The sequence below is a fragment of the Thermoactinospora rubra genome (assembly GCF_002093975.1).
GTDB classification, from domain to species: Bacteria; Actinomycetota; Actinomycetes; order Streptosporangiales; family Streptosporangiaceae; genus Nonomuraea; species Nonomuraea rubra_A.
In genome coordinates this window covers 172,858-198,430 of the sequence record NZ_MSZZ01000025.1, presented here as the reverse complement: position 1 = coordinate 198,430, position 25,573 = coordinate 172,858, and the positions used below count along the sequence as shown (strand labels likewise).

The window sequence follows — 25,573 nt, the reverse complement described above, 5'->3', positions numbered from 1 at the left end:
CAGCTTGCCACCACCCGCCAGAAAGAGGGTGCCCTAGTGATCTACCTTCCTTGGTAAACCACCGCACCAGCGTCGCTGTTCGTGGTCGCCCCAGGCACGGCGGGCTCCATGGACTTCCGGCGGCAGCCGCCTGGCGGTGGTGTCGTCGTAGACAGGCGTGCGGGCGACCACCGGAGGTGCCGGTGTCCGAGGCACGAGTCGGCAGGTCGCCACCAAGCGTCACGCGGGCGTGGCCTTCCGCTGAATTCGCCCGTCCTTGACCGGGATCGGGAATGAGTTGACTCGGCCCGTAAAAGGGGCCTGTCCGGCCGCGCCGAATCGGCTTATACCCGGAAGTACCCGATGATCGGAGGTCCCCATGCGGCTCTTACGCCGTCTCCCCCTGGTGCTCGCCGCTGTCGCGGCCTGGCTTCCGGCGGCCGGTACGGCATCGGCCGACCCCGCAGGAGCCGCCTCGGTGGCGCCCACGGCCGTCGTCAGCGCCGACTTCCCCGACCCTGACGTCCTCCAGGTCGGCTCCACCTTCTACGCCTACTCCACCAGCAGCTGGGCCGGGCGCGTCCCGGTCGCCAGCGCGCCGTCGGCCACCGGGCCGTGGACCGTGCGCGGGGACGCCCTGCCCGCCAAGCCGTCCTGGGCGGGCAACGGCGGGTTCTGGGCGCCCGACGTCTCCCGCCGCGCCGACGGCCGGTACCTGATGTACTTCACCGGGCCCAGCACCGCGACCGGGCGCATGTGCATCGGCGCGGCGGTCTCCTCCAGCCCGCTGGGCCCCTTCCAGCCCCTGGGGAGCGCGCCGCTGGTCTGCAACGCGAGCGAGGGCGGCGACATCGACCCCTCCAGCTTCGTCGACGCCGACGGCCGGCGGTACCTGATCTACAAGAACGACGGCAACGCCGTCGGGCGGCCGACGATCCTGTGGTTGCAGCAGGTCCAGGCCGACGGGGTGACCTTCGTCGGCGGGCGCAGCGAGCTGATACGCAACGACCGGCCGGAGGAGGCCGGGGTGATCGAGGCTCCGGTGCTGGTCAAGCGGCCCTCGCAGTACGTGCTGTTCTACGCGGGCGGCTCCTACGGCGGCAGCGGCTACTTCACCAGCTACGCCACCTCCCGCTCGCTCACCGGCCCCTACGCCAAGGCGTACCGGCCGCTGATGACGACCGCCACGCTGGACGGGGCGGTGCAGGGGCCCGGCGGGGCCGACGTGGCCGGCGACCGCGTCTTCTTCCACGGGTGGGTGGGCAACGCCCGCTGGATGTACACCGCCGACCTGGGGTGGGCCAACGACTACCCGGTCGTCCGCGGCAGCCGGGTGCGGTACGAGGCCGAGCGCGGCTCGCTCCACAATGCCATGGTGCGCACCGGCGCCGCCGGCGCATCGCAGGGCGCCGTCGCCGCGAAGATCGACTACAGCGACAGCTGGGTGGACATCACGGTGTTCGCGCCGGTGACCGGGGACTACACCGCCCACGTGGCCTACGCGGCGGGGTACGGCGACGCGCAGCATCTGGTGACCGTGAACGGCTCGGCGCAGTTCGTCCTGAGTTACCCGAACCGCGGCTGGGACAACTGGACGCAGGTCCGGGCCGACGTCCGGCTGGTCGCCGGGTGGAACACCCTGCGCTTCCAGCACCACGTGCGCTGGGCCGAGCTGGACTACATCGAGGTCGCCTGACCTGGACGGCGTCCGCTAAGGCTCGGCCTCCAGCAGGTGGTCCACCACCGTCCAGGAGATCTCGGCGAACGCCGCCAGCTGCGCCGGGGTGAGCAGGTCGACGAAGTGGCGGCGCACCGACTCCACATGGCCGGGGGCCGCCTGCCGGATGGTCTCCAGGCCGCGGTCGGTGAGCGAGATGACCGAGCCGCGCGCGTCGGAGGCGACCTCCCCGCGCACCACCAGGCCGCGCTGCTCCATGCGCGTGATGTGGTGCGACAGGCGGCTCTTGGACCAGCGCATGTGCCGGGCCAGTTCGGTCAGCCGCATGCTGCCCCCGGGAGCCTCCGACACGTTGGACAGCACGTCGTAGTCGGCTTCGGACAGTCCCGCGTCGCGGGCCAGGTCGCGGGCGATCTGGCGGTTGAGCAGCAGCTGCATGCGCCGGTAGCCGCGCCAGGCGCGGTCTTCTTCCTTGCTGAGCCATCGCGGCCGGTCCACGCCGTCGTCCATGCCACGACAGTGTAGTTGACGTATCACCAAATCTGCGCCTACGGTTGTTGTCATGTCAACATCCCGTCTGATCCTGGGCCTGAACGTCTCCACCTCCGCCGCCCCCGGCTCCGATCCCGTGGCCGACGCCGTACGGGCCGAGGAGCTCGGCTTCGACTTCGTCTCGGCGTCCGACCACCCGTGCACGACACACCCTGCCTACGAGACGTGGACCATGCTGTCGTGGATCGCCGCCGCGACGTCGCGCATCGGCGTGGCCACGCGCGTGCTGGGCGTGCCGTACCGCAACCCCGCCCTGGTCGCCAAGATGGCCGAGTCCTTCGACCGGCTGTCGGGCGGCCGCCTGATCCTCGGCCTCGGCGGCGGGTTCTCCGACGAGGAGTTCAGGGCGTACGGCATGCGGGTCCCGACGCCGCGCGACAAGGTCGACGGGCTGGAGGAGGCGGCGCGCATCACGCGAGGGCTCTGGGCCGAGCGGTCCTTCACCTTCGAGGGCCGCCTGTACGGCACGCGCCAGGCGGAGCTGGAGCCCAAGCCGGAGCGGCGGATCCCCCTCTGGATGGGCACGTACGGCCCGCGGGCGCTGGAGGTGACCGGACGGCTGGCGGACGGGTGGATCCCCTCGCTCGGCTTCGCCTCTCCCGAGGAGGTGAAGGGCATGCGGGAGCGGATGCTGAACGCCGCACGGCGGGCCGGACGGGACCCGGAGGAGATCACGTGCGTCTACAACGTCGGCGTCCGCATCGGCACCGCCCAGACGGATCCCGGCATGGTGTCCGGCCCGGCCGGCGCGGTGACCGACGCTTTGCTGGGGTTCACCGGGTTGGGCTTCACGGGGTTCAACTTCATGATCTCCGGCCCGGACGCGGCCGAGCAGACCGAGCGGCTGGCCCGCGAGGTGCTTCCCGTGCTGCGGGCACAGGCGGGGGCATAGGAAGCAGGCGGGGCACGGGAAGGCCGCGTGCGCCTTGTGGGTGAGAAGGCGCACGCGGCCGGCTACCGGATCGCCCACCGGGTCAGCCGCACTGCTGCGCCGCCACGGTGGCCACCGCGTTACACAGGTTCACCCGCCCGTGGCCGAAGTTGTCGTCCCGGCCCGGGAGGCCCAGGTCGTCCACCGTCTGCTTGAGCCGGCTCGCGGCGCCGGAGGCGGACATCGTGGGGAAGCGCGCCCGGATCGCGGTGGCGACCCCCGCGGCGACCGGGGCGGCCATGGAGGTGCCGTCCAGCTCCGCGTACTGGTCGCCCGGGATCGTGGACAGCACGTCCTCGCCCGGAGCGGCGACGTCGACGAACGAGCCGGTGTTGGAGAAGGAGGCCAGCTGGTCGCGGTCGGTCGTCGCCGAGACGGCCACGACCTCCTCGTAGGCGGCGGGGAAGAACGGCGTGCCCCGATCCTCCAGCGCCACGTTGCCCGCCGAGGCGACGAGCGTGGCGCCCTGGGACAGGCCCAGCTGCCAGGCGTTCTGGATGGCCTGGTGGAGCGCGGGATGGTCGGTGCGGCCGCCGAGGCTCATGTTGATGACCTTCGCGCCCTGCTGCCAGGTCCACAGGATGCAGTCCGACACGTCCGCGACGGTGCCGCGGAGGTTGTTGTCCAGCGCCTTGCAGACGACCAGCCTGGCGTTGAACGCGACGCCCGCGCCGCCGCGGGCGTTGCCCGCCTTGGCGGCGAGGATGCCGGCCACGTGGGTGCCGTGGCCGTTCCCGTCGTGGCAGCTGCCTTCGACGATGCCGCCGTTGAACGCGCCGGTGGAGCGGGCGCAGGCGACGACGTTGGCGGCCAGGTCCTCGTGGGCCTTGTCGATCCCGGAGTCCACCACCCCGACCTTGACGGGCGCGCCGGGGACGCCGGCCTCGGCGATGGTGAAGTAGCCCTCCGGCGCGTCGACGTCGGCGTCGGCCAGGCCGCCGGTCTGGCCGGTGTTGTGCAGGTGGTACTGCTCGGCGAAACGGGGGTCGCCGGGGAAGACGGGCGGCGGCGCGTCGGCCGTGAGGATGTGGTTGGGGGCGGCGTACTCCACCGAGGGGTCGCGGGCCAGCCGGGCGGCCACCCGGGCGGGGTCCTCGGCGGTCTGGACGAGGTCGGCGCCCACCAGGAGCGTCCGTAAGAGGCGGGTGCCGCCGGAGCGGCGCTCGAGCCCGCGCCGTGCGGCCTCGGGGACGGCGGGCCGGTACTTGACGATGACGGTGTGGGGGTCGTACGGCGGAGCCGCGTGCGCCGGTGACGGCAGGGCTAAGGCTGCCGCCACGGCCGCCAGGGCGCTGCCCGTGGCCAGGATGCTTCGCATGGCGTCCTCTCTTCGGGTCGTGGGACCTCTTCGGGGGCGTGGGACGCGCGGGCGGCTGGCGCGCGTCCGGCACGGAACCGCCCTCACTGTGCGGGCGGTTCGGCCGTACGTCTGCGGACAAATACGCATCCGCCCTGCGGACAAATGCGCACTCGACACCGCGGCCGTAAGGTGACGGCATGCGTTTCGGGGTGCTGGGGCCGCTGGCGGTGTGGACGGACGCGGGTGAGCCGGTCGCGATCCCGGGGGCCAAGGTCCGCGCGTTGCTGGCCGACCTGCTGGTGCACGAGGGCCGGCCGGTGTCCGCCGACCGGCTCGTGGAGGACCTGTGGGGCGACGAGGCGCCCGCCAACCCCGTCGCGGCCCTCCAGGTGCGGGTCTCCCAGCTGCGCAAGGCGCTGGAGGACGCCGAGCCGGGCGGGCGCGACCTGGTGGTCTCGCGTCCGGCGGGCTACCTGCTGCAGGTCCCCGACGACGCGGTGGACGCCCGGCGGTTCGCCGAGCTGACGGCGCGGGCCCAGGACACGGCCGATCCGAGGGCGCGGGCGGCCCTGCTGTCCGACGCGCTGGCCCTGTGGCGGGGCCCCGCCTACGCCGACGTCGCCGACCAGCAGTTCGCCGGGCCGGCCGTCGCGCATCTGGAGGAGCGGCGGCTGGCCGCGCTGGAGCAGCGGGCGCGGGCCAGGCTGGAGCTGGGCGAGCACGTGCTGCTGGCCGGGGAGCTGGCGGACCTGGTGGCCCGGCATCCGCTGCGGGAGGGGCTGCGCGCCGCCCACATGCTCGCCCTCTACCGGTCCGGACGGCAGAGCGACGCGCTGGCCAGTTACGCGGAGCTGCGCGAGCGGCTGGCCGAGGAGCTGGGCCTGGACCCCGGTCCGGACGTGACCGCGCTCCACCAGGCGATCCTGCGGCAGGACCCGGCGCTCGACGCGCCCCCGGCCCTCGCGCCCACCGCCCGCCGCACCAACCTGCCGGCGCCGGTGAGCGACCTCATCGGCCGCGAGGGGGCGCTGGCCGAGGTGAAGGCCCAGCTGGAGGCCAACCGGCTGGTCACGCTGACCGGCACGGGCGGCGTGGGCAAGACGCGGCTGGCCCTGGAGGCGGCCCGGCGGCTGGTCGACGCCCACCCCGACGGGGTGTGGCTGGTGGAGCTGGCCCCGCTCGACGCCCAGGCCGAACCGGCCGAGCTGGCCGAGGCGGTGCTGGCGGCGCTCGACATCCGGCAGGAGGCCGGGCCCGCCACCGCGGCCGACCGGCTCGCCGACGCGCTGCGCGCCATGGACCTGCTGCTGGTCCTCGACAACTGCGAGCACGTCGTGGAGGAGGCCGCCGCGCTGGCCGAGGCGCTGCTGCAGGCCGCCCCCCGGCTGCGGGTCCTGGCCACCAGCCGCGAGCCGCTGGGGCTGGCGGGCGAGGTGGTGTGGAGCGTGCCGCCGCTGGAGGTGCCGGAGGGCGCCGGCCTGGCCGAGGTCGCCCGCGCCGAGGCGGTGAAGCTGTTCGTGGCCCGCGCGGGCGCCGCCACCCGCTCCTTCGCCCTGGACGAGACCAACGCGGAGGCCGTGGCCCGGCTGTGCCGCCGCCTCGACGGCATCCCGCTGGCGCTGGAGCTGGCGGCCACGCGCGTGCGGGCGCTGGGCGTGCAAGGCGTCGTCGACCGGCTCGGCGACCGCTTCCGCCTGCTCGCGATGGGCGCGCGCGGCGCGCCACGCCGCCAGCGGACGCTGACCGCGGTGATCGACTGGAGCTGGCAGCTGCTCACCCCGCCGGAGAAGGCGGCCCTGCGCCGCCTGGCCGTCCACGCCGACGGCTGCACGCTGGAGGCCGCCGAGGAGGTCTGCGCGGGCGGGGAGGTCGCGGCCGCCGACGTGCTCGACCTGCTCACCCGGCTGGTGGACCGGTCGCTGGTGGTCGTGGCTGAGGGCCCGGCCGGCGTGCGGTACCGGCTGCTGGAGTCCATCGCCCAGTACTGCCTGGACCGCCTGGCCGACGCGGGCGAGCTGGAGGAGGTCCGGCAGGCGCACGCGCGCCACTACCTGGCGCTGGCCGAGCGGGCCGAGCCGTACCTGCGCGGGCGCGAGCAGCGGCGCTGGCTGCAGAGGCTGGACGCCGAGGCGTCGAACATGCGCGCCGCCCTCGACGCCGCCTCCCCCGAGGAGGGGCTGCGGCTGGTCAACGCGCTGGCGTGGTACTGGTTCCTGCGTGGCAGGCTGGCCGAGGCGCGCAGGTCGTTCGACACGGCGCTGGCGCGGGCCCCCGGGGCCTGCCGTGACCGCGCACGCGCGGCCGCCTGGCGTGCCGGCTTCGCGCTGCTGCGGGGCGAGGAGGCGGACTGGGAGGAGGCGCTGCGCGGCCTGGACGATCCCGCCGCCCGGGCGCGGGCGCAGTGGTTCGTCACCCTCGCCCTGACCGACGTGCCCTCCAGCCGGCGGCTGCTGTCGGAGGCGATGGCGACCTTCCGCGAGACGGGCGACCGGTGGGGGACGGCCGCGGCGCTCTGCAGGCAGGCGATGTACTCCTACATGCAGCGCGACTTCGAGGCCCTGGAGCGGGACGGCGAGCGCAGCGCCCGGCTGTTCAGGGAGCTGGGCGACGGGTGGGGGCAGCTGCAGGCCACCGAGTGGCTGGCGGGGCTGGCCGAGATGCGGCTCGAGTACGACCGGGCGGCGGAGCTGTTCACCGAGGCGCTGCGCCTGGCCGAGGAGCTCGGGCTGTGGCCGGAGGCGGTGCGCCGCCTGTGCTGGCTGGGCTGGATCGCGACGCAGACCGCCGACCACCACCGCGCGGTCGACTACGCCCGGCGGGCCGCCCGGCTGGCCGAGCAGCAGGGGCACCGGGAGGGCCGGGTGTTCGCCGGGATGGTCCTGGGGATGGCGGCGCGCCGGGCGGGAGACGTCGAGCTGGCGGAGCCGGAGCTGCGGGGACTGCTCGCGGGCGTGCCGCGCGGTCCCGGCGCCGAGCCCCCGCCGCACCTGCCGGTGACGCTGATGGAGCTGGGGTTCATCGCCGAACGGCGGGGCGACGCCAAGCAGGCGCGCGAGTCGCACCTGGAGGCCTTCGCCGCCGCCCGCCGGCTCGGCGATCCGTGGAGCGCGGCGATGGCGGTGGACGGGCTGGCCGGGGCGGCCGCGGCGGCGGGCGAGCACGAGCGGGCGGCCCGGCTGCTCGGCCTGGCCGCCGAGTCCCGGGCCGATCGGCGGCTCAGCCCGGCGGACGCGGCGGAGATCGAGCGGGTGTCGGCCGCCGTCCGCGAGGCGCTGGGGGAGGACGCCTACAAGGCGGCCTACGAGGAGGGGCGCAGGCTGAAGATCGACGACGCGCCCGACGTGTAGGCCGCGTCGCACTCGAACCGGGGCGGGCCGGGTCAGGCGGACTCCACCAGCTCGGCCAGCCGGTCGAAGAACTCCTGCCAGCCTTCCCTGGCCTGCTCGGCGTGCTCCTCGTCGGTGTTCACGCCGGCCTGGTGGAAGCGCATCTCGGTGCGCCCGCCGTTCTCCAGCAGGTGCAGGGTGACGACCGACGCCGGCCCGTCGCCCGGGTTGTCCGGGTCGCCCGTGGTGAACACCAGCCGCGAAGGCGCCTCGACCTCCCGGTAGACGCCCTCCAGCGTGGCCTCGAACCCTTCCTCGCCCACCAGGACGGCCCGCCAGGCGCCGCCGGGCCGTACGTCGAGGACCACGCGGTCGGCGGGGGTGGCGAAGGTGCGGGGGCCGAACCAGGCGGCGAAGCGCTCCGGCTCGGTCCAGGCGCGGTACACCTCCTCGCGGGGCGCGTCGAAGAAACGGACGATCTCGTACTCGGCGGTCGTCTGCGGGCTCATCGTGGAAGTCCTCTCGTCGGGGTGACGAGTCAACGATGGCCGGACCCGCTTACGGCTTTCTTCCCCTGGCCTTACGGCCCGCCTGGCGGGGCTTCATCGGATACTGGGGTGGAGCAGGAAAGGGAGGGGCCATGGCCGTCGACCTGAACCACACCATCGTTCCCTGCCGCGACAAGCTGGCCTCCGCGCGGTTCCTGGCCGGCCTGCTGGACCTGGAGGTCCAGCAGGAGTGGGGCGGGTTCATCCCGGTCCAGACCGCCAACGGCGTGACGCTCTACTACATGGAGGCCGAGGACTTCCGCCCGATCCACTACTGCTTCCTGGTCGGCGACGAGGAGTTCGACGCGATCCTCGCCCGGGTCGCCGGGCGCGGGCTCACCTACTGGGCCGACCCGGGGCACAGGAAGGAAGGCGAGATCAACCACCTGTTCGGCGGGCGCGGGTTCTACTTCGACGACCCCGACGGCCACAACCTCGAGGTCATCACGGCCCCCTACAGCCAGTGATTGTCGTGGCGCAGGAAGAACTCGGCCTTCTCCTCGTCGCTGAGCGAGGCGAGGTCCGGCAGCCCCTCGAAGTAGCCCTCGCGCGGCGCGCCCGGTGAGAAGTGCAGCAGCATCGAGGCGGGCGCGCCGGACTCGTTGCGGAAGCCGTGCACGCCGCCGATGGGCACGTGGACGAAGTCGCCGGGGTGGCACTCCAGCCAGCTCTCGCCGTTGTAGATCTTGACGGTGCCCTCCAGGACGTAGAAGGACTCCGAGATCGTGCGGTGGAAGTGGGGGCCGGGGCCGGACGGCTCGGCGGGCATGTTCCATCGGTACAGGCCGAACAGCCCGCCGGTGGACTGCCCGGTGGCCAGGTAGTGGACGCTGCCGCCGCTGGCGTAGACCAGGTCGGGGCCCTGGCCGGCGGGCCGGTGGACGGTGCTGATCTCGCCCTTGTCGCCGAGGTAGCGCGGTTCGGGATAGCTCATGTGCCCCATCATGTCCCGGCAGGGCCGGCCGGGCGCGGGCGGGTGCGGTGCCCGCGCCCGGCCGCAGGTCAGGGGTACAGGCCGCGCATGCGGTGGGCCTCGGCGACCCGGCCCACGCCGATGACGTGCGCCGCCTGCCGCAGGGTGAGGCCCCGCTCGGCCGCGAGCGTCCGCACCTCGCCGTAGGCGCTCTCCATCAGGTCGCGCAGCTTCAGCTCGACCTCGCCCGCGCTCCAGGAGTAGGCCTGCGTGTTCTGCACCCACTCCAGGTAGGAGACGATCACCCCGCCCGCGTTGGCGAGGATGTCCGGCACGACCGTGGCGCCCTGGGCCGCCAGGATCTCGTCGGCCTCGGGGGTGGTCGGGCCGTTGGCGCCCTCGACGATGAGGCGCGCCCGGATCCGCGCGGCGTTCCCGGCCGTGATGACGCCCTCCAGCGCGGCCGGGACCAGGACGTCCACGTCCAGCTCCAGCAGCTCCTCGTGGGACAGCGCGTCGGCGTGGCGGTAGCCGCGCACGCCGCCGGACTCGGCGGTCCAGGCGCGCAGGCCGGCGACGTCCAGCCCGGCCGCGCGGTACACCGCCCCCGTCGCGTCGGAGACGGCCACGACCTTGCAGCCCGCGTCGGCGAGGAACTGCGCCGCCAGCGAGCCGACCTTGCCGAAGCCCTGCACGGCGACGGTCGTGCCCTCGGGGGAGCGGCCCAGCGCGGCCAGCGCGACGATCTGCACGCCGCGCGAGGTGGCCCCGGCCCGGCCCAGGGAGCCGCCCAGCGTCGTCGGCTTGCCGGTCACCACGCCGGGCACCGAGTAGCCGGCGTTGACGCTGTAGGTGTCCATGATCCAGGCCATGGTCTGCTCGTCGGTGCCGACGTCGGGGGCGGGGATGTCCTTCTCGGGGCCGATCAGGGGCAGGATCTCGTTGACGTAGCGCCGGGTCAGGCGCTCCAGCTCGCGGGTGGTCAGGGTCGCGGGGTCGACGGCGACGCCGCCCTTGGCTCCGCCGTACGGGATGCCCACGAGCGCGCACTTCCAGGTCATCCACATGGCCAGCGCGGTGACCTCGTGGATGTCGGTGGCGGGATGAAAGCGGATGCCGCCCTTGGCGGGGCCGCGCGTGATGTTGTGCTGCACCCGGTAGCCCTGCACGACGTCCATCCGGCCGTCCTCGCGGCGCACGGGCACCGAGACCGTGAGCGAACGGCGGGGCGTGGCGAGCATCGCGTGCATGCCCTCGTCCAGTCCCAGATGCTCGGCGGCCTGGGCCAGCTGGTGGAGGGCGGAGTCGAGGGCTTGGCGCCCGGGAGTGATCTGGGCCGGCGTCCTTGACGGCACCATGACGGTCATGGAAGGAGTTCCTCCTGGGTCGGTCGCCCGGCGGTCGGGCCGGGCGCCGTTGCCCAGCCCTTTTGGGCGATCTGTCGTAAAGATCCTATGGCGAGCTTTTTGACCTTGCCTAGTGGCGGGCGTTGCGTCTTCCCGGGATTCATGCTGGTCTGTTGTGGCCTTGTGGCCGCTTCGTTGCCGGCGTTGCAACGGGCCGATCATGGGAACGAAGGAGAGACATGCCAGCACTCGTGGTCGGACCCATGTTGCGATACGTCGACGACTCCACCGCCTCGATCTGGGTGGAGACGAGCGAGCCCTGCGAGGTCACGGTCGAGGCGGGCGGGCACAAGTGGCACGCCCCGACGTTCACCGTTCACGGTCACCACTATGCCGTGGTGGATCTCACCGATCTGTCAAGCGACGTGACGTACGAGGTCAGGTTGGGGGAGGAGCGGGTCTGGCCGGTCGAGGGCCACCCGCCGAGCCGCATCCGGCTCGTCCCGCGCTCGGTCCGCCCGAAGATCGCCTTCGGCTCCTGCCGTACCAGCGTGCCCCACGACGCCATGCACAACCTCAGCCACGGCGTGGACGTGCTGCGCGCCTACGGCCGGCACCTCATGGACGCCCCCGGCGAGCAGTGGCCGCACCTGCTGCTGCTCCTGGGCGACCAGGTCTACGCCGACAACCCCTCGCCCCAGATGCTGGAGTTCATCGCCGCGCGCCGGGGGCCGGACGAGGAGCCCAAGAAGGAGATCGCCGACTTCGAGGAGTACGCCGAGCTGTACCGCCGGGCCTGGACCGATCCCGACATCCGCTGGCTGCTGTCCACGGTCCCGACGGCCATGATCTTCGACGACCACGACCTGCGCGACGACTGGAACACCTCCCGCGACTGGCGGCGCAAGATGGCCAGGGTGCCGTGGTGGCGGCGCCGCGTGGTGGCGGGGCTCGGCGCGTACTGGATCTACCAGCACCTCGGCAACCTCTCGCCCGCCCAGCGCGCGGCCGACCCGCTGGTCAGGAGCCTGCGGGAGAGCGACGCGAGCCAGGCGCTCGACGCCTTCGCCGAGCGGGCCGACGCCGACCCGAGCAGCAACCGCTGGAGCTACGCGCGGCAGTTCGGCGACACCCGGCTCATCATGATCGACACCCGGTGCGCCAGGCAGCTCACCCCGCGCGACCGCAGGATGCTGGACCCGGAGGAGTGGGCCTGGCTGGAGCATCAGCTCAAGGCCCCCGCCGGACGCCTGGTCATCGGCTCGTCGATCCCGTACCTGCTGCCCGAGGGCGTCCACTACGTCCAGAACTGGAACGAGGCCCTGTGCGACGGCAAGTGGGGCAGGCTCGTCGCCCGGCTGTCGGAGTCCTTCCGCCAGGCCTTCGACCTGGAGCACTGGGCGGCCTTCCGCGCGTCCTTCGACTCCCTCGGGCGGCTGCTCCACCGCCTCGGCAAGCCGGTGATCATCCTGTCCGGCGACGTGCACTACTCCTACGCCGCGCAGGCAGGCAACATCCACCAGATCGTCTGCTCGCCCCTCCGCAACCCGCTGAGCCGCGCGCTCCGCCTGGCCAACGTGGTCACGCAGTTCGGCATCGCCACGCTGGTCGGGCGCTTCCTGGCGCGCCTGGCGGGACTGCCCCGGCCGCCGTTCCGCTGGCGCGTCACCAAGGGGCCGTGGTTCCAGAACGCGCTGGCCACGCTGGAGCTGGGCGAGCCGGTCGTGGTGACCTGGTACCAGGCCTCGCCCGAGCTGTCCCGGCTGGGCTCTGTACAAATCAAATGAAAACGATTATCGTCCTGATTTCGTGACTTCTGACCATTACACCGTCGCCGTGCCGTTCTACGACCTGTGGCACGAGGACGGCCACGTGCCGCAGGTGCGGGCGTCGCTGCCCGCCGCGCTGTCCGGGGTACGGCGCAGCGTCCTGGAGGTGGGCGCGGGGACCGGGCTGATCACCATGACGATCGCGGAGGCGACCCCGGCGGAGATCTTCGCGCTCGAGCCGTCGCTCGGGATGCGAGGGGTGCTGCTGTCGCGGCTGTCGGAACGGCCCGAGCTGCGGGAGCGGGTCACGGTGCTGCCCTACGACGCGCTCAACGCCGACCTGGACGAGCCCGTCGAGGCGGTGGTGATGATCTCGGTGCTCTACGCCTTCCCGCCGCAGGAGCGCGCGAAGCTGTGGGAGGTGCTGGCCAGGAACCTGGAGCCGGGCGGGCTGCTGGTGTTCAACTTCCGCGAGCGCGGGAACCCGGTGCCGGGCGAGTCCGAGCTGATGGGGTCCTACCGGGTGGGGCGCCACGTGTACGAGGTGTGGGGGCAGGTGCTGGAGGTCGGGGAGGAGCTGGTCAGGGCCCGCTACCACTACCGCATCCGGCACAGGGGCGTGGTGATCAGCGAGGACGTCGTGGTCGGCGACGCATACCGGCCGTCCATGGCCACCGTGGAGCGCGAGCTGGCCGAGGCGGGCTTCCTGCCGGGCACGGCGCCCGACGGCCTGCTGTCCTGGCGCCGCGCCGCCTGACATCCCAGGCATGGCCTGACGACTACGAGGGGGAGGTGGCCGTCCCGTGCTGGGTGAAGGCCGAGGCGGTACGGCGGCGCCGGGGTGATGAGGCGGCGCCGCCGTACCGGGAAGCGGTTACTCCTGGAAGGACGCGATCGCCTCGGCCAGGCGGTCGAGCGCCCAGAGGAGGTCCTCCTCCGAGATGACGATCGGCGGAGCCAGCCGGATCGTCGAGCCGTGCGTGTCCTTGGCCAGCACGCCGCGGGCCATCAGCGCCTCCGACACCTGGCGGCCGGTGGCCAGCGACGGGTCGATGTCGACGCCCGCCCACAGGCCGCGGCCCCGCACCGCCACGACGCCCTTGCCCACCAGCTCGGTCAGCCTGGCGTGCATGAGCTCGCCCAGCCGGGCGGCACGCTCCTGGAACTCGCCCGTGTTGAGGATCTCGATGACGGCGTTGCCGACCGCGCAGGCCAGCGGGTTGCCGCCGAAGGTCGAGCCGTGCTGCCCCGGCTTGATGACGCCCAGGACGTCCGCGTCGGCCGCGATGGCGCTGACCGGGACGACGCCGCCGCCCAGCGCCTTGCCCAGGACGTAGATGTCCGGCACCACGCCCTCGTGGTCGCAGGCGAAGGTCTTGCCGGTGCGGCCCAGGCCGGACTGGATCTCGTCGGCGATCATCAGGATGCCGTGCTCCGTGCACAGCTCGCGGACCTGCCGCAGGTACCCGTCCGGCGGCACCAGCACGCCCGCCTCGCCCTGGATCGGCTCCAGCAGCACCGCGACCGTGTTCTCGTCGATCGCCTCGCGGATCGCCTCGGCCGAGCCGTACTTGACGATCTTGAAGCCGGGCGTGTAGGGGCCGAAGTCGTCGCGCGCGTCCGGGTCGGTGGAGAAGCTCACGATCGTGGTGGTGCGACCGTGGAAGTTGTCCTCCATCACGATGATGTTCGCCTGCTCGGGCGCGACGCCCTTGACCTGGTAGCCCCACTTGCGGGCCACCTTGATCGCCGTCTCGACGGCCTCGGCGCCGGTGTTCATCGGCAGGATCATGTCCTTGCCGGTCAGGTCGCCCAGGCCCTGGCAGAACCGGGCGAACTGGTCGTGGTAGAAGGCGCGGCTGGTCAGCGTGAGCGTGCGCAGCTGCTCCTGGGCGGCCTCGATGATCTTCGGGTTGCCGTGGCCGAAGTTCAGGCTCGAGTAGCCGGCCAGGAAGTCCAGGTAGCGCCTGCCCTCGACGTCGGTGACCCAGGCGCCGTGGGCCTCGTGGATGACCACGGGCAGCGGGTGGTAGTTGTGCGCGCTGCGGCGCTCGCTGACCTCGATAAGTTCGCGGGTGGTGCTCATCGGATCTCCAGGGTGCAGCACTTGGGACCGCCGCCTGCCTTGCGCAGCTCGGACAGGTCGACCGGGATGACCTCGTAGCCGCGGCGCTTCAGCTCCAACTGCAGCTCCTGTGCCTCGACGTTGATGACGACGTGGGAGCCGTCGCTGACCGCGTTGAGACCCAGCACCTCCGCGTCCGCGGCGGTCGCGATCACCGCGTCGGGGAACATCCGGCGCAGCACTTCCTGGCTCCCCTGGGAGAACGCTCCGGGGTAGTAGGCGATATTCCGCCCGTCCAGCGGGAAGAGCGCGGTGTCGAGGTGGTAGTAGCGCGGGTCGACGAGCTGGAGCGTGACGACCGGCAGGCCGAGGAACTCCTGGGCCTCCAGGTGTGCGGCCTTGTCGGTGCGGAAGCCGGTGCCGGCCAGGATCACCTCGTCCAGGGTGAGGAAGTCGCCCTCGCCCTCGTTGGTGAAGGACGCCTCCTTGGTGGCGTAGCCGCGCTCGGCGAACCACCGCAGGTAGGCCGGTCCCTCGGCGGCCCGCTCGGAGTGGGCGAACTTCGCGCCGTACACGCGGCCGCCGACCACGAGCGCGCCGTTGGCGGCGAACACCATGTCGGGCAGGCCCTCGACCGGGTCGATGAGGCTCACCTGGTGGCCGAGCTCCTCGTAGGCCGCCTTGAGCCCTTCCCACTGCCTGATCGCGGTGTCGCGGTCGGCGCCCTGTTCGGGGTCCATCCAGGGGTTGATCGCGTACTCGACCGCGAAGTGCTCAGGGCGGCACATCAGGTAGTGCTTGGGCATGCCGATCTCCATCGTCGTTGAGGGGGAACGGAGGAAAGCCTAGGAATGCATGTTTATGCAGGCCAAGCAATGCGGCATGCGTGTTCGCGCGGGTCTGTTGCGACTTTCAGCCCGCCACCGGCGATTCGTTGCGCGTCTCGGGGACGGCGGAGCCCGCGGGCGCGTCGACGAGGCGGGAGAGCACGATGGACGACTTGGTTCGCACCACGAAGGGCTCGGCGGCGATGCGCTCGATCACCCGCTCGACGTGGCGCACGTCTGTTGCGCGGATGTGCAGCAGCGCGTCCGCCTCGCCGGTGATCGTCGCCGCGGAGACGACCTCGGGATACCTGCTCACGGCGAGCGCGATGTCGGAGGGACTGGTCTTGCCCTGGCAGAACAGCTCGACGTACGCCTCGGTGGTCCAGCCGAGGGCCTGGGGGGAGACGCGGGCGCTGAACCCGGTGATCGCGCCGGCCTGGCGGAGGCGGTCGACGCGGCGCTTCACCGCGGACGCCGACAGGCCGACATGCTGCCCGATTTCGGCATATGTCGCCCGTGCGTCCTCCACAAGTGCGCCGATGATGTCTCGGTCAAGTCGGTCCAGTTCCACGAAAGTCCTGTATACCGCGTCGGGCGCGCCAATTACTCTTGACTACCGAGAGTAGTCGAAAGGACGCGAAAATGTTTCGAGTGCTGATCGGTTTCGTCGCCGGCGGCATCGCGCTCGCCGGTCTCGCCGCGCCCGCGCAGGGCAGTGAGCCGCGTTCGGGCTGCGTGTGCTCGATGGAGTACCGGCCGGTCGTGGGGGAGGACGGCAAGACCTACCCCAATGCGTGCTCGGCGGCGTGCGCGGGGGTCGCCGCCCGCCCGTGCCCGGCCCAGTAGCCGCCCGACGCGGGACAGCGCCGGCAGGCGAGGCGTGACGAAGCCGTCGAACGCCGCCATGCCCGGCGCTGTCGCCGCGGGCGCCTCCCGGCCTGAGCAGGGGGAGGGTCGCGTCAGCCCTTGTCGTCCTCGCCGGTGAGGGCCTCCTGGGCCTCTTCGGGGGAGGCCTCCAGGTCCTGCTCCGCCTCGGCCGTCGCCTGCGCCGAGGCCTTGTCCAGCCGTACCCAGCTCAGCACGCTCTCCACCGAGAACAGCACGAACAGGTAGGCGGTCAGGACGGCCAGCACCGGGGTCAGCACGCCCAGGGCGGCGCCCAGGCCGATCACCAGCAGGCGCAGCTCCCAGCCCAGGCCGGCGTAGAAGACCCAGGCCGGCGGCCAGATGCTCTGCCGCGTGCGGTAGACCGTGTCGTAGGTGTGGTAGCCGACGACGTAGAGCAGCACGTACAGCAGCCACTTGGGGGCGTCGGCGGCCAGCCCGACCAGGATGATCGTCAGGAACTCGGCGCCGCGCAGCAGCGGCGGCACCAGCCAGTCGAAGCGGCCCAGGTGGTGGCTCGGCGCGGTGGGCAGCACCAGCACCAGCATGACCAGCGCGGGGACCAGGAGCCAGAAGCCAGGCTTCAGCAGCCCCGCGACGGCCATCGCCACGATCGCCAGCAGGGCGACCAGCAGCATCGGCACCGGTGGCAGCCCGCGGCCCAGGCGGGGGGCCACGGCGTGGACGAGGGGCCCGTCGTCGCGGTAGGCGAGCAGGCGCGCGGTCTGGATGCGCCGCCGTTCCTCGTCGGGGTCGGTCGGCGTGGCAGTGGCCTGCGGCTGAGTGATCATGATGCGAGCGACCTCATCAGGCGTCCGGTGAGCGAGTAGCAGGCGGCGAGGGAACCCCAGATCACCAGCGTGAGGAAGGTCACGCGGGCGTCGAAGAGGGCGGCGGTGACCGCGATGGCCGCGAAACGCTCGCCGATGGGGAAGACCAGCATCTTGCGCGACCAGTGGACGACGCGGTAGCGGCCGGCCTTGGTCCACATGCGCAGCAGGCCGCGGATGCCGGTGCTGCGCTCGACCTTGCGCTTTTCCAGCTGCTGGCGCAGCGGGCGGTCGTCGGGCGCGCTCAGCTCGAGGGTGGGCAGCGGGCGCGGCGGGCGGCGCCGGTTGGCCACGCCGAAGGAGAAGTCGAGCAGGTGGCGGACCGACTGCAGGGCGATCGCGGCCAGCGCGAGGATCCAGATGTCGTCACTGTGCCCGGCCACCACGTAGCCGATCGCCAGCCCGGCGAAGACGACGTACTCCTTGAAGCGGTCGAAGGTCGCGTCGAGCCAGGCGCCCAGCACGCCGAACCTGCGGGCGTAGCGGGCCAGCTGCCCGTCGACGCAGTCGAAGACGAACGCGAAGTAGATCAGCACGCCGCCCGCGACCATGCCCAGCCGCTGGCCGGTGGCGAAGCAGGCGGCCGCCGCCACGCCCAGCGCGATGGAGATCAGCGTCACCTGGTTGGGCGTGAGCCCGCGCCGGGCCGCCCAGCGGGCGATGAAGCGCGAGTAGGTGCTGACGAAGAAGGTGGTGAAGAAGCCGTCGGCGCCCTTGACCGCGTTGTTGAGGCGGGCGCGGTCCTCGTCCATGCCGATCATCTCGGCGCCGGCCTCGTTGGCCTCTTCCTGCGTGGTGACCCGGCGGTAGAACAGGTCGCGGCGGCCGCGGATGCCCACCGACACGCCCTTGCGGACCAGGCCGAAGGCCACCAGCTGGACCAGGTCGTCGTCGGGCCCGAACAGGTGGGCCATGCCCGCCAGCTCGCGGCAGGTCTCGGCCAGCAGCGGCGCGTGCCGCGCGTGCAGGTAGAGCGGCCCGAGCAGGACGGCGTTGGGCCGGGTGACCGCGTGGTGCGCCGTGCCGACCGACACCACCCGCGACTTGCCGGCGCGGGTGCGGACGGCCAACCCCTCGAAGGTGCGGGAGCCGATCTCCGGCGCCGCCTCCTCGATGGGGGGCAGCTCGTCGGTCTCCTCGCCGTTGTCGGGGCGCGGCTCTTTGACGATCAGGGCCAGCGCGCCGCGTTTGGTCTTGGTGATCTGGTAGATCAGCTCGTCGTGGACGACCGAGTTGTCGGGGAGGATGAGGAGGTTGTCGGTCGCGGCGTCGGCGACGTCGGCCAGGGCGCGCAGCATGGCGGCCACGTCGGCGTGGGCGATCGTGGCGGGCTCCGGATCCAGGGAACGGACCTGGCTGAGCAGCTGCTGGCCGACGGTGGGCTCGCCGGGCAGCGCGCTCAGCCTCAGGCCGGTCGGAGCGGTGTCATGGCCGGGCGGAGAGCCCAGCAGGACCACGCGGGTCATGGCTCCCTTTCGAGGGGGGTGGAGAACGGATGCGTCAAAGTCTAGTGAGCTCCGAGTAAAGCCCGTTCAACCCCGGTTCATCGCCGCCGCGCTCCGTAGAATGCGCAGGTGAGTCTCTATCGTGACGAAGGCGTTGTGCTCCGCACCACCAAACTAGGCGAAGCCGACAGGATCGTCACCATCCTCACTAAACGGACCGGCAAGGTCCGCGGCGTGGCCAAGGGCGTGCGCCGCACGACCTCGCGCTTCGGGGCCAGGCTGGAGCCCTTCACCCACGTCGACCTGCAGTTCCACACCGGCCGCACGCTGGATGTGATCACCCAGGCCGAGACCATCCGCCCGTACGGCGAGGCCCTCGCGCACGACTACCCCCGCTACACCGCCGGCCACGCCATGCTGGAGACCGCCGACCGCCTCACGCACGGCGAGAAGGAACCGGCGCTCAAGCAGTTCCTGCTGCTGGTCGGCGGGCTGCGCACGCTCGCGGAAGGCCTGCACGAGGCCCGGCTGGTGCTGGACGCCTTCTTCCTGCGCTCGCTCGCCGTGGCCGGGTACGCCCCCGCGTTGACGCACTGCGCCCGCTGCCAGTCGCCGGGCGTGCGCGCCTTCGCCATCGTGGCCGGCGGCGCGGTGTGCGGGGCGTGCCGGCCGTCGGGCTCGGCCGTACCGGCCGAGGAGACCCTCGCGCTCATGGCCGCGCTGCTGCGGGGCGACTGGGCCAGCGCCGACGTCTCCGACAGGCGGCACCGGGCCGAATGCAGCGGCCTGGTCGCCGCTTACCTCCAATGGCACCTCGAACACGGCATACGCTCTCTTCGACACGTAGAAAGGGAGCCCATTCCGTGAGTGTGAGACCCCCGTCGCCGCATCCGTCCGGCGCGGTGCCGCCGCCCATCCCGCGCGAGCTGATCCCCCGGCACGTGGCCATCGTCATGGACGGCAACGGCCGCTGGGCCAAGCAGCGCGGCCTGCCCCGCACCGAAGGGCACAAGGCGGGCGAGTCCTCGCTGTTCGACGTCATCGAGGGCGCGCTGGAGCTGGGGATCCCCTACCTGAGCGCCTACGCCTTCTCCACCGAGAACTGGCGGCGCTCGCCCGAGGAGGTCCGCTTCCTCATGGGGTTCAACCGCGACGTCATCCGGCGCCGCCGCGACGAGCTGCACGCCATGGGGGTGCGGGTGCGCTGGGCGGGCCGGCCGGGCCGGCTGTGGAAGAGCGTGATCTCCGAGCTGGAGACCGCCGAGGAGATGACCAAGCACAACCGCACGCTGACGCTGCAGTTCTGCGTCAACTACGGCGGCCAGGCCGAGATCGTCGAGGCGGCGCTCAAGCTCGCCCAGGACATCAACGCCGGCAAGGTCAACCCGCGCAAGGTCGACGAGAAGGTCTTCGCCCGCTACCTGGACGAGCCCGACATCCCCGAGGTCGACCTGTTCATCCGCTCCTCGGGCGAGCAGCGCATCTCCAACTTCCTGCTGTGGCAGTCCGCCTACGCCGAGATGGTGTTCCTGAACCGCCTGTGGCCCGACTTCGACCGGCGCGACCTGTGGGAGGCGTGCGAGATCTTCGCCAAGCGCGACAGGCGGTACGGTGGAGCCGTCCCCAACCCGGTGTGAGCCCCGGGCCCCGCACGACGGGCGGCGAGGCGCGCCGCCCGGCTCAGGCCTCGACGAGCAGCCGCTCACGCCGGGCGAGCAGGTCGGCCCGGCGCCGGGCGAGCTTTTCCCCGCGGGCCGCCAGCGCCGCGAGCGTCTGCTGCGCCCACTGCGCCGTCGCCGCCACGTCGTCGCGGGTCCGCGTGATCCGCTGGTGCTTGAGCATGTCCGTGATGACGTTGTCGAAGAACGTGTCGACGAACCACCGCGTGTCCACCGCCGGTAACTGGGGGCTCGCCGCCACCCCCACGTCCGCCAGCTCCCGCGCGAAGACGTCCAGCGCCCGCTGCGCGTGCCAGGCCGCCTGGTCGGCGCCCTGCAGCCGCCTGCGCTCGACCAGGTCGGCGGTGTTCGAGCCCAGCATGTCCCACGTCGAGGCCGCGCGCGCCCCCTCCAGCAGGGACAGCACCACGCCGAGCGCCTGCTGGGCCGCCGCCCCCGCGCGCTGCGCCTCGTCGTACTCGCGCAGCCGCGAGGCCACCTCGGTCAGCTCGGCGCCCAGCCGTACCAGCTCCTCGCCCCGCGCGTCGCCCCCCTCGACGAGCAGCCGCTCCTTGTCGGCCAGCAGGCGCGGGTACTCCTCGTACGCCGGGGTCAGCTCCGTCAGCTCCGCGTCGATCGCCGCCAGGTCGCTCTCCAGCCGCGCCAGCCGTTCGCGATGGCCGCGCACCCGCTCCCTGGCCGCCTCGGCCTCGGCCCGTTCCCTGGTGAGCCGCTCCTGCTTGCGCCCGGAGCCCATGAGCCCGGCCAGGAAGCCGGCGAACCCGCCCTCCAGCCGGGAGACGTCCCGCTCCTCCTTGGCCAGCGCCGCCTCCAGCCCGGCGAGCGCCTGCCGTACCTCCTCGATCTGCCCCACGGTCGTGGCGCGCAGGCGGCGCAGGTGGTCGCCCCTGCGCACCCGCGCGGCGCAGTCGATCAGCCGTTGGTCCAGAGCGCGCAGCCGGTTGTCCACGCCTCCTACGACGAACGGCCGGGCCGGAGGGTTCCGGGGCTAGGCGCGGCGGCGGGCCCGGTAGGCGGCGACGTGCATCCTGTTGCCGCACGTACGGCTGTCGCAGTAGACCCGCGACCGGTTGCGCGACTCGTCCACGAACACCCGCTGGCAGTCGGGCGCGGCGCAGGTGCGCAGCCGCTCCCACTCGCCCTCCACCAGCAGGTGCGCCAGCGCCACGCCGCAGTCGGCGGCGACGTGCTCGGCGAGGGTGGCGTCGGGCGCGAAGTAGTGGATGTGCAGCGGATGCCCGTCGTGCTCGGTCAGCCGCGGTGTGATCTTGGTCTCCGCCAGCAGCGAGTTGAGCAGGCGCACCGCGGTGGCCTGGTCGGGCGCGGTGAAGACCCGGTGGAAGGCCTCGCGCACCAGCCGCACCTGGCCCAGGTCACGCGGCGTCAGCGTCCCGACGCCGCTGACCTGGCGCGACTCGACGAAGGCCTGAAGGTCGTGCAGGTCCCCCAGCTCGTCGGTGCCGTTGACGGCGGGGGAGGTGTTGACCAGCTCGACGACGGTGGCCAGCGAATGCACCATGTCATGGCCAAACGGCATATTGACTCCTGACTGCGCCGGATCCTAGCGTGAAGGGTATCTCTACTATCGGCATGCGGGGGGATTCCGTGAGTGCACATCGCCGTTTCATCCTGATCGCGGTGGCGGGCGCACTCATCATCTCCACCTCGGCGCCGCTCGTGCGCCTGTCGGAGGTGTCCCCGGCGACCTCGGCGCTGTTCCGCTGCGCCTACGCGGTGCCGCCGATGATCCTGCTGGCCTGGCTGGAGCGCCGGCGGCGCGGCCCCATGCCTCGGCGCGGCATGCTGTTCGCGTGGGCCGCCGGCGTGCTGTTCGCCTTCGACCTGCTGTTCTGGCACCACACCATCCGCTTCGTGGGCGCCGGGCTGGCCACCGTGCTGGGCAACCTGCAGGTGTTCATCGTGGCGTTCGCCGCGTGGGCGCTGTTCCGCGAGCGGCCGTCCCGGCGGCTCATGGCCGCCACGCCGGTGGTGTTCGGCGGCGTCGTGCTGATCTCGGGCGTCTTCGACGGCGCCGCCTACGGCAGCGACCCCTTGCTCGGCGTCGCGGCCGGAGCGGCCACCTCGATCGCCTACGCGGGCTTCCTGCTGCTGATGAAGGGCGGCTCCGACCACGCCGCCGGGTCGCTGGCGCACGCGACGGCCGTGGCGACCGCGCTGATCGCCCTGCTCAGCCCCGTCTTCGGCGGCGCGGATCTGATGCCGTCGTGGCCGGCGCACGGCTGGCTGCTGCTGCTCGCGCTGGGACCGCAGGTGGCCGGCTGGGTGCTGATCTCCTACTCGCTGCCCCGCCAGCCGGCCGCCCTCACGGCCCTGCTGCTGCTGATCCAGCCCATGACGACGATGGCGCTGTCCACGGCCGTGCTGGGCGAGCGCCCCTCGCTGCTCCAGCTCGCCGGGTGCGCGGTGATCGTGGTCGGCGTGTTGTACGGCTCCCGCCGCGATCAGGACCGGGCCGAGGTGGAACAGCCCGAGCAGGTGCCGAAGACCTCGACGGTGTGAGTGACCTCGGTGAAGCCGTGCTCGGCGCCCACGGCCTCGGCCCAGCGCTCGACGGCGGGCCCGGCCACCTCGACGGTGTGCCCGCACTTGCGGCAGACCAGGTGGTGGTGGTGCGTGTCGGTGGCGCACGCGCGGTAGACGGACTCGCCGTCGTCGGTGCGGAGCACGTCGACCTTGCCGCCGTCGGCGAGCGCCTGGAGGGCCCGGTAGACGGTGGTCAGCCCGATCTTGGCGCCGGCGGAGCGCAGCTGCGCGTAGACGTCCTGCGCGCTGCGGAAACCCTCGCTCTTGCGCAGGATGTCATGCACGGCCTCGCGGCGGCTCGTCATCACCCCGTGACCTCCTTCCCCGACCTTCCCCGGCTTCCCCGACGGACGAATCTACCGATTGGCAGGGCCAGAGCGAACCCCGCCAGCGCCAGCAGCACGATGGCGGCGCCGGGCGGCACCCTGGCCGACATGGTCGAGCCCAGCAGCCCGCCCACGGCCGCGATCACGCCGAAGGCCATGGCCAGCAGCATCGTGGCGCGAAAGCCGCGGGTGAACTGCTGGCTGGTGGCCACCGGGATGACCATGAGCGCGCTGACCAGCAGCAGGCCCACCACGCGCATGGCGATGACCACGGTCAGCGCGGCGGTGACCGCGATGATCATGGAGAGCGCCCGCACCGGCAGCCCGCTGGCCCGGGCGACCTCCTCGTCCTGGCACAGCACGAACAGCTCGCGGCCGAACGCCACCACCACGCCGATCACGGCCACGGCCAGGCCGGCGATGACCCACAGGTCCTCGGCGGCGACGGTGGCGATGGAGCCGAACAGGTAGGAGTTGAGCTTGGCGTTGCTGCCGCCCGGGGCGATGCCCATGAGCAGCACGCCGCCCGCGATGCCGCCATAGAACAGCAGGGCCAGCGCCACGTCCCCGGTGGTCTTGCCGCGCGCCCGCACCAGCTCGATGGTGACCGCGCCGGCGATCGAGACCAGGACGGCGGTCAGCACAGGGGCGGTGCCGGTGAGGAAACCGAGCGCGACGCCGGTCAGGGCCACGTGGCCGATCCCGTCACCGAGCAGCGCCAGCCGCCGTTGCACGATGAACGTGCCGACCGCGGGCGCGCACAGCCCCACCAGCAGCGCGGCCAGGAGCGCCTGCTGGAAGAACGGCAGGCCGAGCAGCTCGATCATGGCTTGACCTGCCATCCTTCAAGGGCGCGTGCCACGGCCTGCGGCTCCTCGTGCGGGTGCACGTGCTCGTGCCCGGGCCGCGCACACTCGCCCTCGGGCTGCGGGGGCGGGCCGTCGTGGGCGACCAGCCCGTCGCGCAGCACGATGCCGCGCGTGATCAGCGGCTCCAGCGGCCCGAGCTCGTGGGCGACCAGGACGATGGTCTTGCCCTGCCCGGCCAGCGTGGCCAGGGTGCGGGCGAGCATGCGCTGGCTCTCGGCGTCGACGCCCGCGGTGGGCTCGTCCATGACGTAGGTGTCGGGCTCGCCGGCCAGGGCCCGGGCGATGAGGACGCGCTGCTGCTGGCCGCCCGACAGGTCCTGGACGCGGTCCCCGGCCCGGTCGGCCAGCCCCACGGCCTCTAGCGCCGCCGCGACGGCCGCGCGGTCGGCCGAGCTGGTGGGGCGGAGCCTGCGCTGGCGCGCGATGCGCCCGGAGGCCACGACCTCGCGCACCGTCGCGGGCACCCCGCCGCCGACCTGGAGGCGCTGGGGGACGTAGCCGATGCGCCACCACTGGCGGAACCTCGCGGGCGGCACGCCGTACAGGAGGGTGGAGCCGGCGGCCAGCGGCGTGAGGCCGAGCAGCGCGCGGACCAGGGTGGACTTGCCCGATCCGTTCGCGCCGAGCACGGCCACGACCTCGCCGGCGCGGACGGTCAGGCCGATGCCGCGGAGCACGTGCCGACCGTCCAGGATCACCTGGCCGCCGGTCATCGCGAAGGCAGTGTCTGTCAAGAGGAGCATCCCAGCGCGGTCTGGAGCGTCTGGAGGTTGCGCCGCATCGCCGACACGTAGTCGCCGCCGGACGGCGGGCCCTCCAGGGGGTCAAGGACCGCGGTCTTGGCCCCCACTTCCTTGGCGAGCACCTCGGCGGCCTTGGGGCTGACGAGGGTCTCGGTGAAAATGGTAGTCACCTTCTCCCGCTTTGCCACCTCGGCCACCTCGGCGATGCGCGCGGGGGAGGGCTCGCTCTCGGGGTCGATCGTGATGCCGACCTGCTTGAGCCCGTAGCGGTCGGCGAGGTAGCCGAACGCCTCGTGGCCGGTGACCAGCGTCTTGACGGAGCAGGAGGCCAGACCCCTGGCCATCTCCTGGTCGAGCGAGGTCAGCGTGGCCGCGGTCTTGGCGGCGCGGTCCCTGTAGGCCTCGGCGTGGGCGGCGTCGGCCTCGCCCAGGCGCTCGCCGAGCCTGGTGGCCACGGTGGCCAGGCGGGAGGGGTCGAGCCAGATGTGGGGGTCGTAGGAGACCTCGTGCTCGTGCCCCTCTTCCTCGTGTCCCTCCTCGGCGTGCGCGGCGGCGGGGAGGGTCCGGACGGCGGTGGCGGCGTCGAAGCTCTTGCCGGCGGCGTGCTGCTCGACGGCCTCGTCGACGGCGGGCTGGACGCCCTTGATGTAGACCGCCAGGGCCGCCGCGCCGATCTGGGCGACCTGCTGGGGATTGAGCTCCAGGTCGTGCGGCTCCACGCCGGGGGCGGTGAGCGTCGTGACCTTGATGTCGGATCCGCCGACCTGCTCGGTCACCCACTGCAGCGGATAGAACGCGGCGACCACCTCGGGCCGGCCTCCGGGAGCGGCGGTCTCGGCGGCTCCCGCGCCGCAGGCGGTGGTGGTGAGCAGCGCGGCCCCGGCCAGCAAACCGGCAGCTCGCAGCCGGATATTTCCTGACATCATGTGGCCAGTATGCCGCGAAATGAAAATGGTTGTCAAAATCGCGGGGTGGGATGCCGAACGGCCGCCGGGGGCCGGGCGCCGGCCGGCATCCC

Annotated in this window: 26 protein-coding genes; 10 read left to right on the top strand and 16 right to left on the bottom strand. The window is 72.7% G+C overall.

The window, feature by feature from the left end:
• Positions 1–358 precede the first annotated feature (358 nt).
• Positions 359–1,675 carry a family 43 glycosylhydrolase gene (locus BSB02_RS25500; protein WP_084962629.1) on the top strand — a complete coding sequence of 439 codons (1,317 nt, stop codon included), beginning with the start codon at positions 359–361 and terminating at the stop codon, positions 1,673–1,675.
• Positions 1,676–1,690: 15 nt separating this feature from the next.
• On the opposite strand, the gene BSB02_RS25495 is transcribed toward BSB02_RS25500, so the two are convergent.
• On the bottom strand, positions 1,691–2,167 hold the full coding sequence (locus tag BSB02_RS25495; protein ID WP_206184874.1) for a MarR family winged helix-turn-helix transcriptional regulator: 477 nt from the start codon (positions 2,165–2,167) through the stop codon (positions 1,691–1,693).
• 52 nt (positions 2,168–2,219) lie between these two features.
• On the opposite strand from BSB02_RS25495, the gene BSB02_RS25490 reads away from it, so the two are divergent.
• Complete coding sequence (locus BSB02_RS25490) at positions 2,220–3,101, top strand: LLM class flavin-dependent oxidoreductase (RefSeq protein WP_084962627.1); 882 nt, start codon at positions 2,220–2,222, stop codon at positions 3,099–3,101.
• A gap of 82 nt (positions 3,102–3,183) precedes the next feature.
• Here the strand turns inward: BSB02_RS25490 and BSB02_RS25485 are convergent, their stop codons facing one another.
• Complete coding sequence (locus BSB02_RS25485) at positions 3,184–4,458, bottom strand: S8 family peptidase (protein WP_084962625.1); 1,275 nt, start codon at positions 4,456–4,458, stop codon at positions 3,184–3,186.
• Positions 4,459–4,637: 179 nt separating this feature from the next.
• Between BSB02_RS25485 and BSB02_RS43115 the strand changes: the two genes are divergently transcribed.
• Positions 4,638–7,787: an AfsR/SARP family transcriptional regulator gene (locus BSB02_RS43115; protein ID WP_084962623.1), complete on the top strand. Its 3,150-nt coding sequence runs from the start codon at positions 4,638–4,640 to the stop codon at positions 7,785–7,787.
• A gap of 32 nt (positions 7,788–7,819) precedes the next feature.
• Here the strand turns inward: BSB02_RS43115 and BSB02_RS25475 are convergent, their stop codons facing one another.
• Complete coding sequence (locus BSB02_RS25475) at positions 7,820–8,275, bottom strand: SRPBCC family protein (RefSeq protein WP_084962621.1); 456 nt, start codon at positions 8,273–8,275, stop codon at positions 7,820–7,822.
• 131 nt (positions 8,276–8,406) lie between these two features.
• Between BSB02_RS25475 and BSB02_RS25470 the strand changes: the two genes are divergently transcribed.
• Positions 8,407–8,781, top strand: coding sequence for a VOC family protein (locus tag BSB02_RS25470; protein ID WP_084962619.1), 375 nt, complete (start codon positions 8,407–8,409; stop codon positions 8,779–8,781).
• On the opposite strand, the gene BSB02_RS25465 is transcribed toward BSB02_RS25470, so the two are convergent.
• Both BSB02_RS25465 and BSB02_RS25460 read right to left on the bottom strand, forming a co-directional pair.
• Entirely contained in the window at positions 8,769–9,248 is a 480-nt protein-coding gene (locus tag BSB02_RS25465) for a cupin domain-containing protein (protein WP_084962617.1), read from the bottom strand. The genes BSB02_RS25470 and BSB02_RS25465 overlap by 13 nt on opposite strands.
• A gap of 68 nt (positions 9,249–9,316) precedes the next feature.
• Positions 9,317–10,594 (bottom strand): Glu/Leu/Phe/Val family dehydrogenase, encoded by a 1,278-nt coding sequence (locus tag BSB02_RS25460; RefSeq protein ID WP_084962615.1) that lies wholly within the window; start codon positions 10,592–10,594, stop codon positions 9,317–9,319.
• A gap of 218 nt (positions 10,595–10,812) precedes the next feature.
• Between BSB02_RS25460 and BSB02_RS25455 the strand changes: the two genes are divergently transcribed.
• Positions 10,813–12,360, top strand: a complete 1,548-nt coding sequence (locus BSB02_RS25455) for an alkaline phosphatase D family protein (protein ID WP_084962614.1) — start codon at positions 10,813–10,815, stop codon at positions 12,358–12,360.
• Between the two features lie 22 nt (positions 12,361–12,382).
• Entirely contained in the window at positions 12,383–13,099 is a 717-nt protein-coding gene (locus BSB02_RS25450) for a class I SAM-dependent methyltransferase (protein WP_084962612.1), read from the top strand.
• Positions 13,100–13,216: 117 nt separating this feature from the next.
• On the opposite strand, the gene rocD is transcribed toward BSB02_RS25450, so the two are convergent.
• The 3 genes from rocD to BSB02_RS25435 form a co-directional block, all read right to left on the bottom strand.
• On the bottom strand, positions 13,217–14,428 hold the full coding sequence (rocD, locus tag BSB02_RS25445) for an ornithine--oxo-acid transaminase (RefSeq protein WP_084962610.1): 1,212 nt from the start codon (positions 14,426–14,428) through the stop codon (positions 13,217–13,219).
• Positions 14,425–15,213 carry a dimethylargininase gene (gene ddaH / locus BSB02_RS25440; protein ID WP_084962661.1) on the bottom strand — a complete coding sequence of 263 codons (789 nt, stop codon included), beginning with the start codon at positions 15,211–15,213 and terminating at the stop codon, positions 14,425–14,427. Before ddaH ends, rocD begins: the two co-directional genes overlap by 4 nt.
• 106 nt (positions 15,214–15,319) lie before the next feature.
• A complete protein-coding gene (locus BSB02_RS25435; protein WP_084962608.1) occupies positions 15,320–15,805 on the bottom strand; it encodes an Lrp/AsnC family transcriptional regulator in 486 nt (161 codons plus the stop codon).
• A 71-nt stretch (positions 15,806–15,876) separates the two neighbouring features.
• Between BSB02_RS25435 and BSB02_RS25430 the strand changes: the two genes are divergently transcribed.
• Complete coding sequence (locus tag BSB02_RS25430; RefSeq protein ID WP_084962606.1) at positions 15,877–16,080, top strand: Kazal-type serine protease inhibitor family protein; 204 nt, start codon at positions 15,877–15,879, stop codon at positions 16,078–16,080.
• Positions 16,081–16,193: 113 nt separating this feature from the next.
• Here the strand turns inward: BSB02_RS25430 and BSB02_RS43110 are convergent, their stop codons facing one another.
• Positions 16,194–16,910: a DUF5941 domain-containing protein gene (locus BSB02_RS43110; RefSeq protein WP_084962604.1), complete on the bottom strand. Its 717-nt coding sequence runs from the start codon at positions 16,908–16,910 to the stop codon at positions 16,194–16,196.
• Positions 16,907–18,415 (bottom strand): CDP-alcohol phosphatidyltransferase family protein, encoded by a 1,509-nt coding sequence (locus tag BSB02_RS43105; RefSeq protein ID WP_084962602.1) that lies wholly within the window; start codon positions 18,413–18,415, stop codon positions 16,907–16,909. The genes BSB02_RS43110 and BSB02_RS43105 overlap by 4 nt, the downstream gene beginning before the upstream one ends.
• A gap of 108 nt (positions 18,416–18,523) precedes the next feature.
• Between BSB02_RS43105 and recO the strand changes: the two genes are divergently transcribed.
• Together recO and BSB02_RS25410 are read left to right on the top strand one after the other, a co-directional pair.
• A complete protein-coding gene (gene recO, locus BSB02_RS25415) occupies positions 18,524–19,261 on the top strand; it encodes a DNA repair protein RecO (RefSeq protein WP_084962600.1) in 738 nt (245 codons plus the stop codon).
• Positions 19,258–20,031, top strand: coding sequence for an isoprenyl transferase (locus BSB02_RS25410; RefSeq protein WP_084962598.1), 774 nt, complete (start codon positions 19,258–19,260; stop codon positions 20,029–20,031). The genes recO and BSB02_RS25410 overlap by 4 nt, the downstream gene beginning before the upstream one ends.
• A 43-nt stretch (positions 20,032–20,074) precedes the next feature.
• Here the strand turns inward: BSB02_RS25410 and BSB02_RS25405 are convergent, their stop codons facing one another.
• Positions 20,075–21,022 (bottom strand): hypothetical protein, encoded by a 948-nt coding sequence (locus tag BSB02_RS25405; RefSeq protein ID WP_084962597.1) that lies wholly within the window; start codon positions 21,020–21,022, stop codon positions 20,075–20,077.
• 39 nt (positions 21,023–21,061) lie between these two features.
• Positions 21,062–21,610: a CGNR zinc finger domain-containing protein gene (locus BSB02_RS25400; RefSeq protein ID WP_084962594.1), complete on the bottom strand. Its 549-nt coding sequence runs from the start codon at positions 21,608–21,610 to the stop codon at positions 21,062–21,064.
• A 101-nt stretch (positions 21,611–21,711) separates the two neighbouring features.
• Here BSB02_RS25400 and BSB02_RS25395 point away from each other — a divergent pair, with 101 nt between their 5' ends.
• The gene (locus BSB02_RS25395; RefSeq protein ID WP_240506648.1) at positions 21,712–22,593 is read left to right on the top strand and encodes a DMT family transporter; all 882 of its coding nucleotides are present in this window, start codon (positions 21,712–21,714) and stop codon (positions 22,591–22,593) included.
• Here the strand turns inward: BSB02_RS25395 and BSB02_RS25390 are convergent.
• The 4 genes from BSB02_RS25390 to BSB02_RS25375 are packed head-to-tail and all read right to left on the bottom strand — an operon-like array spanning position 22,536 to position 25,481.
• The gene (locus BSB02_RS25390) at positions 22,536–22,922 is read right to left on the bottom strand and encodes a Fur family transcriptional regulator (RefSeq protein ID WP_084962590.1); all 387 of its coding nucleotides are present in this window, start codon (positions 22,920–22,922) and stop codon (positions 22,536–22,538) included. The genes BSB02_RS25395 and BSB02_RS25390 overlap by 58 nt on opposite strands.
• Positions 22,922–23,770 carry a metal ABC transporter permease gene (locus BSB02_RS25385; protein WP_084962588.1) on the bottom strand — a complete coding sequence of 283 codons (849 nt, stop codon included), beginning with the start codon at positions 23,768–23,770 and terminating at the stop codon, positions 22,922–22,924. Before BSB02_RS25385 ends, BSB02_RS25390 begins: the two co-directional genes overlap by 1 nt.
• Positions 23,767–24,555, bottom strand: a complete 789-nt coding sequence (locus BSB02_RS25380; RefSeq protein ID WP_084962586.1) for a metal ABC transporter ATP-binding protein — start codon at positions 24,553–24,555, stop codon at positions 23,767–23,769. The genes BSB02_RS25385 and BSB02_RS25380 overlap by 4 nt, the downstream gene beginning before the upstream one ends.
• Positions 24,543–25,481 (bottom strand): metal ABC transporter substrate-binding protein, encoded by a 939-nt coding sequence (locus BSB02_RS25375; RefSeq protein ID WP_084962584.1) that lies wholly within the window; start codon positions 25,479–25,481, stop codon positions 24,543–24,545. Before BSB02_RS25375 ends, BSB02_RS25380 begins: the two co-directional genes overlap by 13 nt.
• Positions 25,482–25,573: the final 92 nt, after the last annotated feature.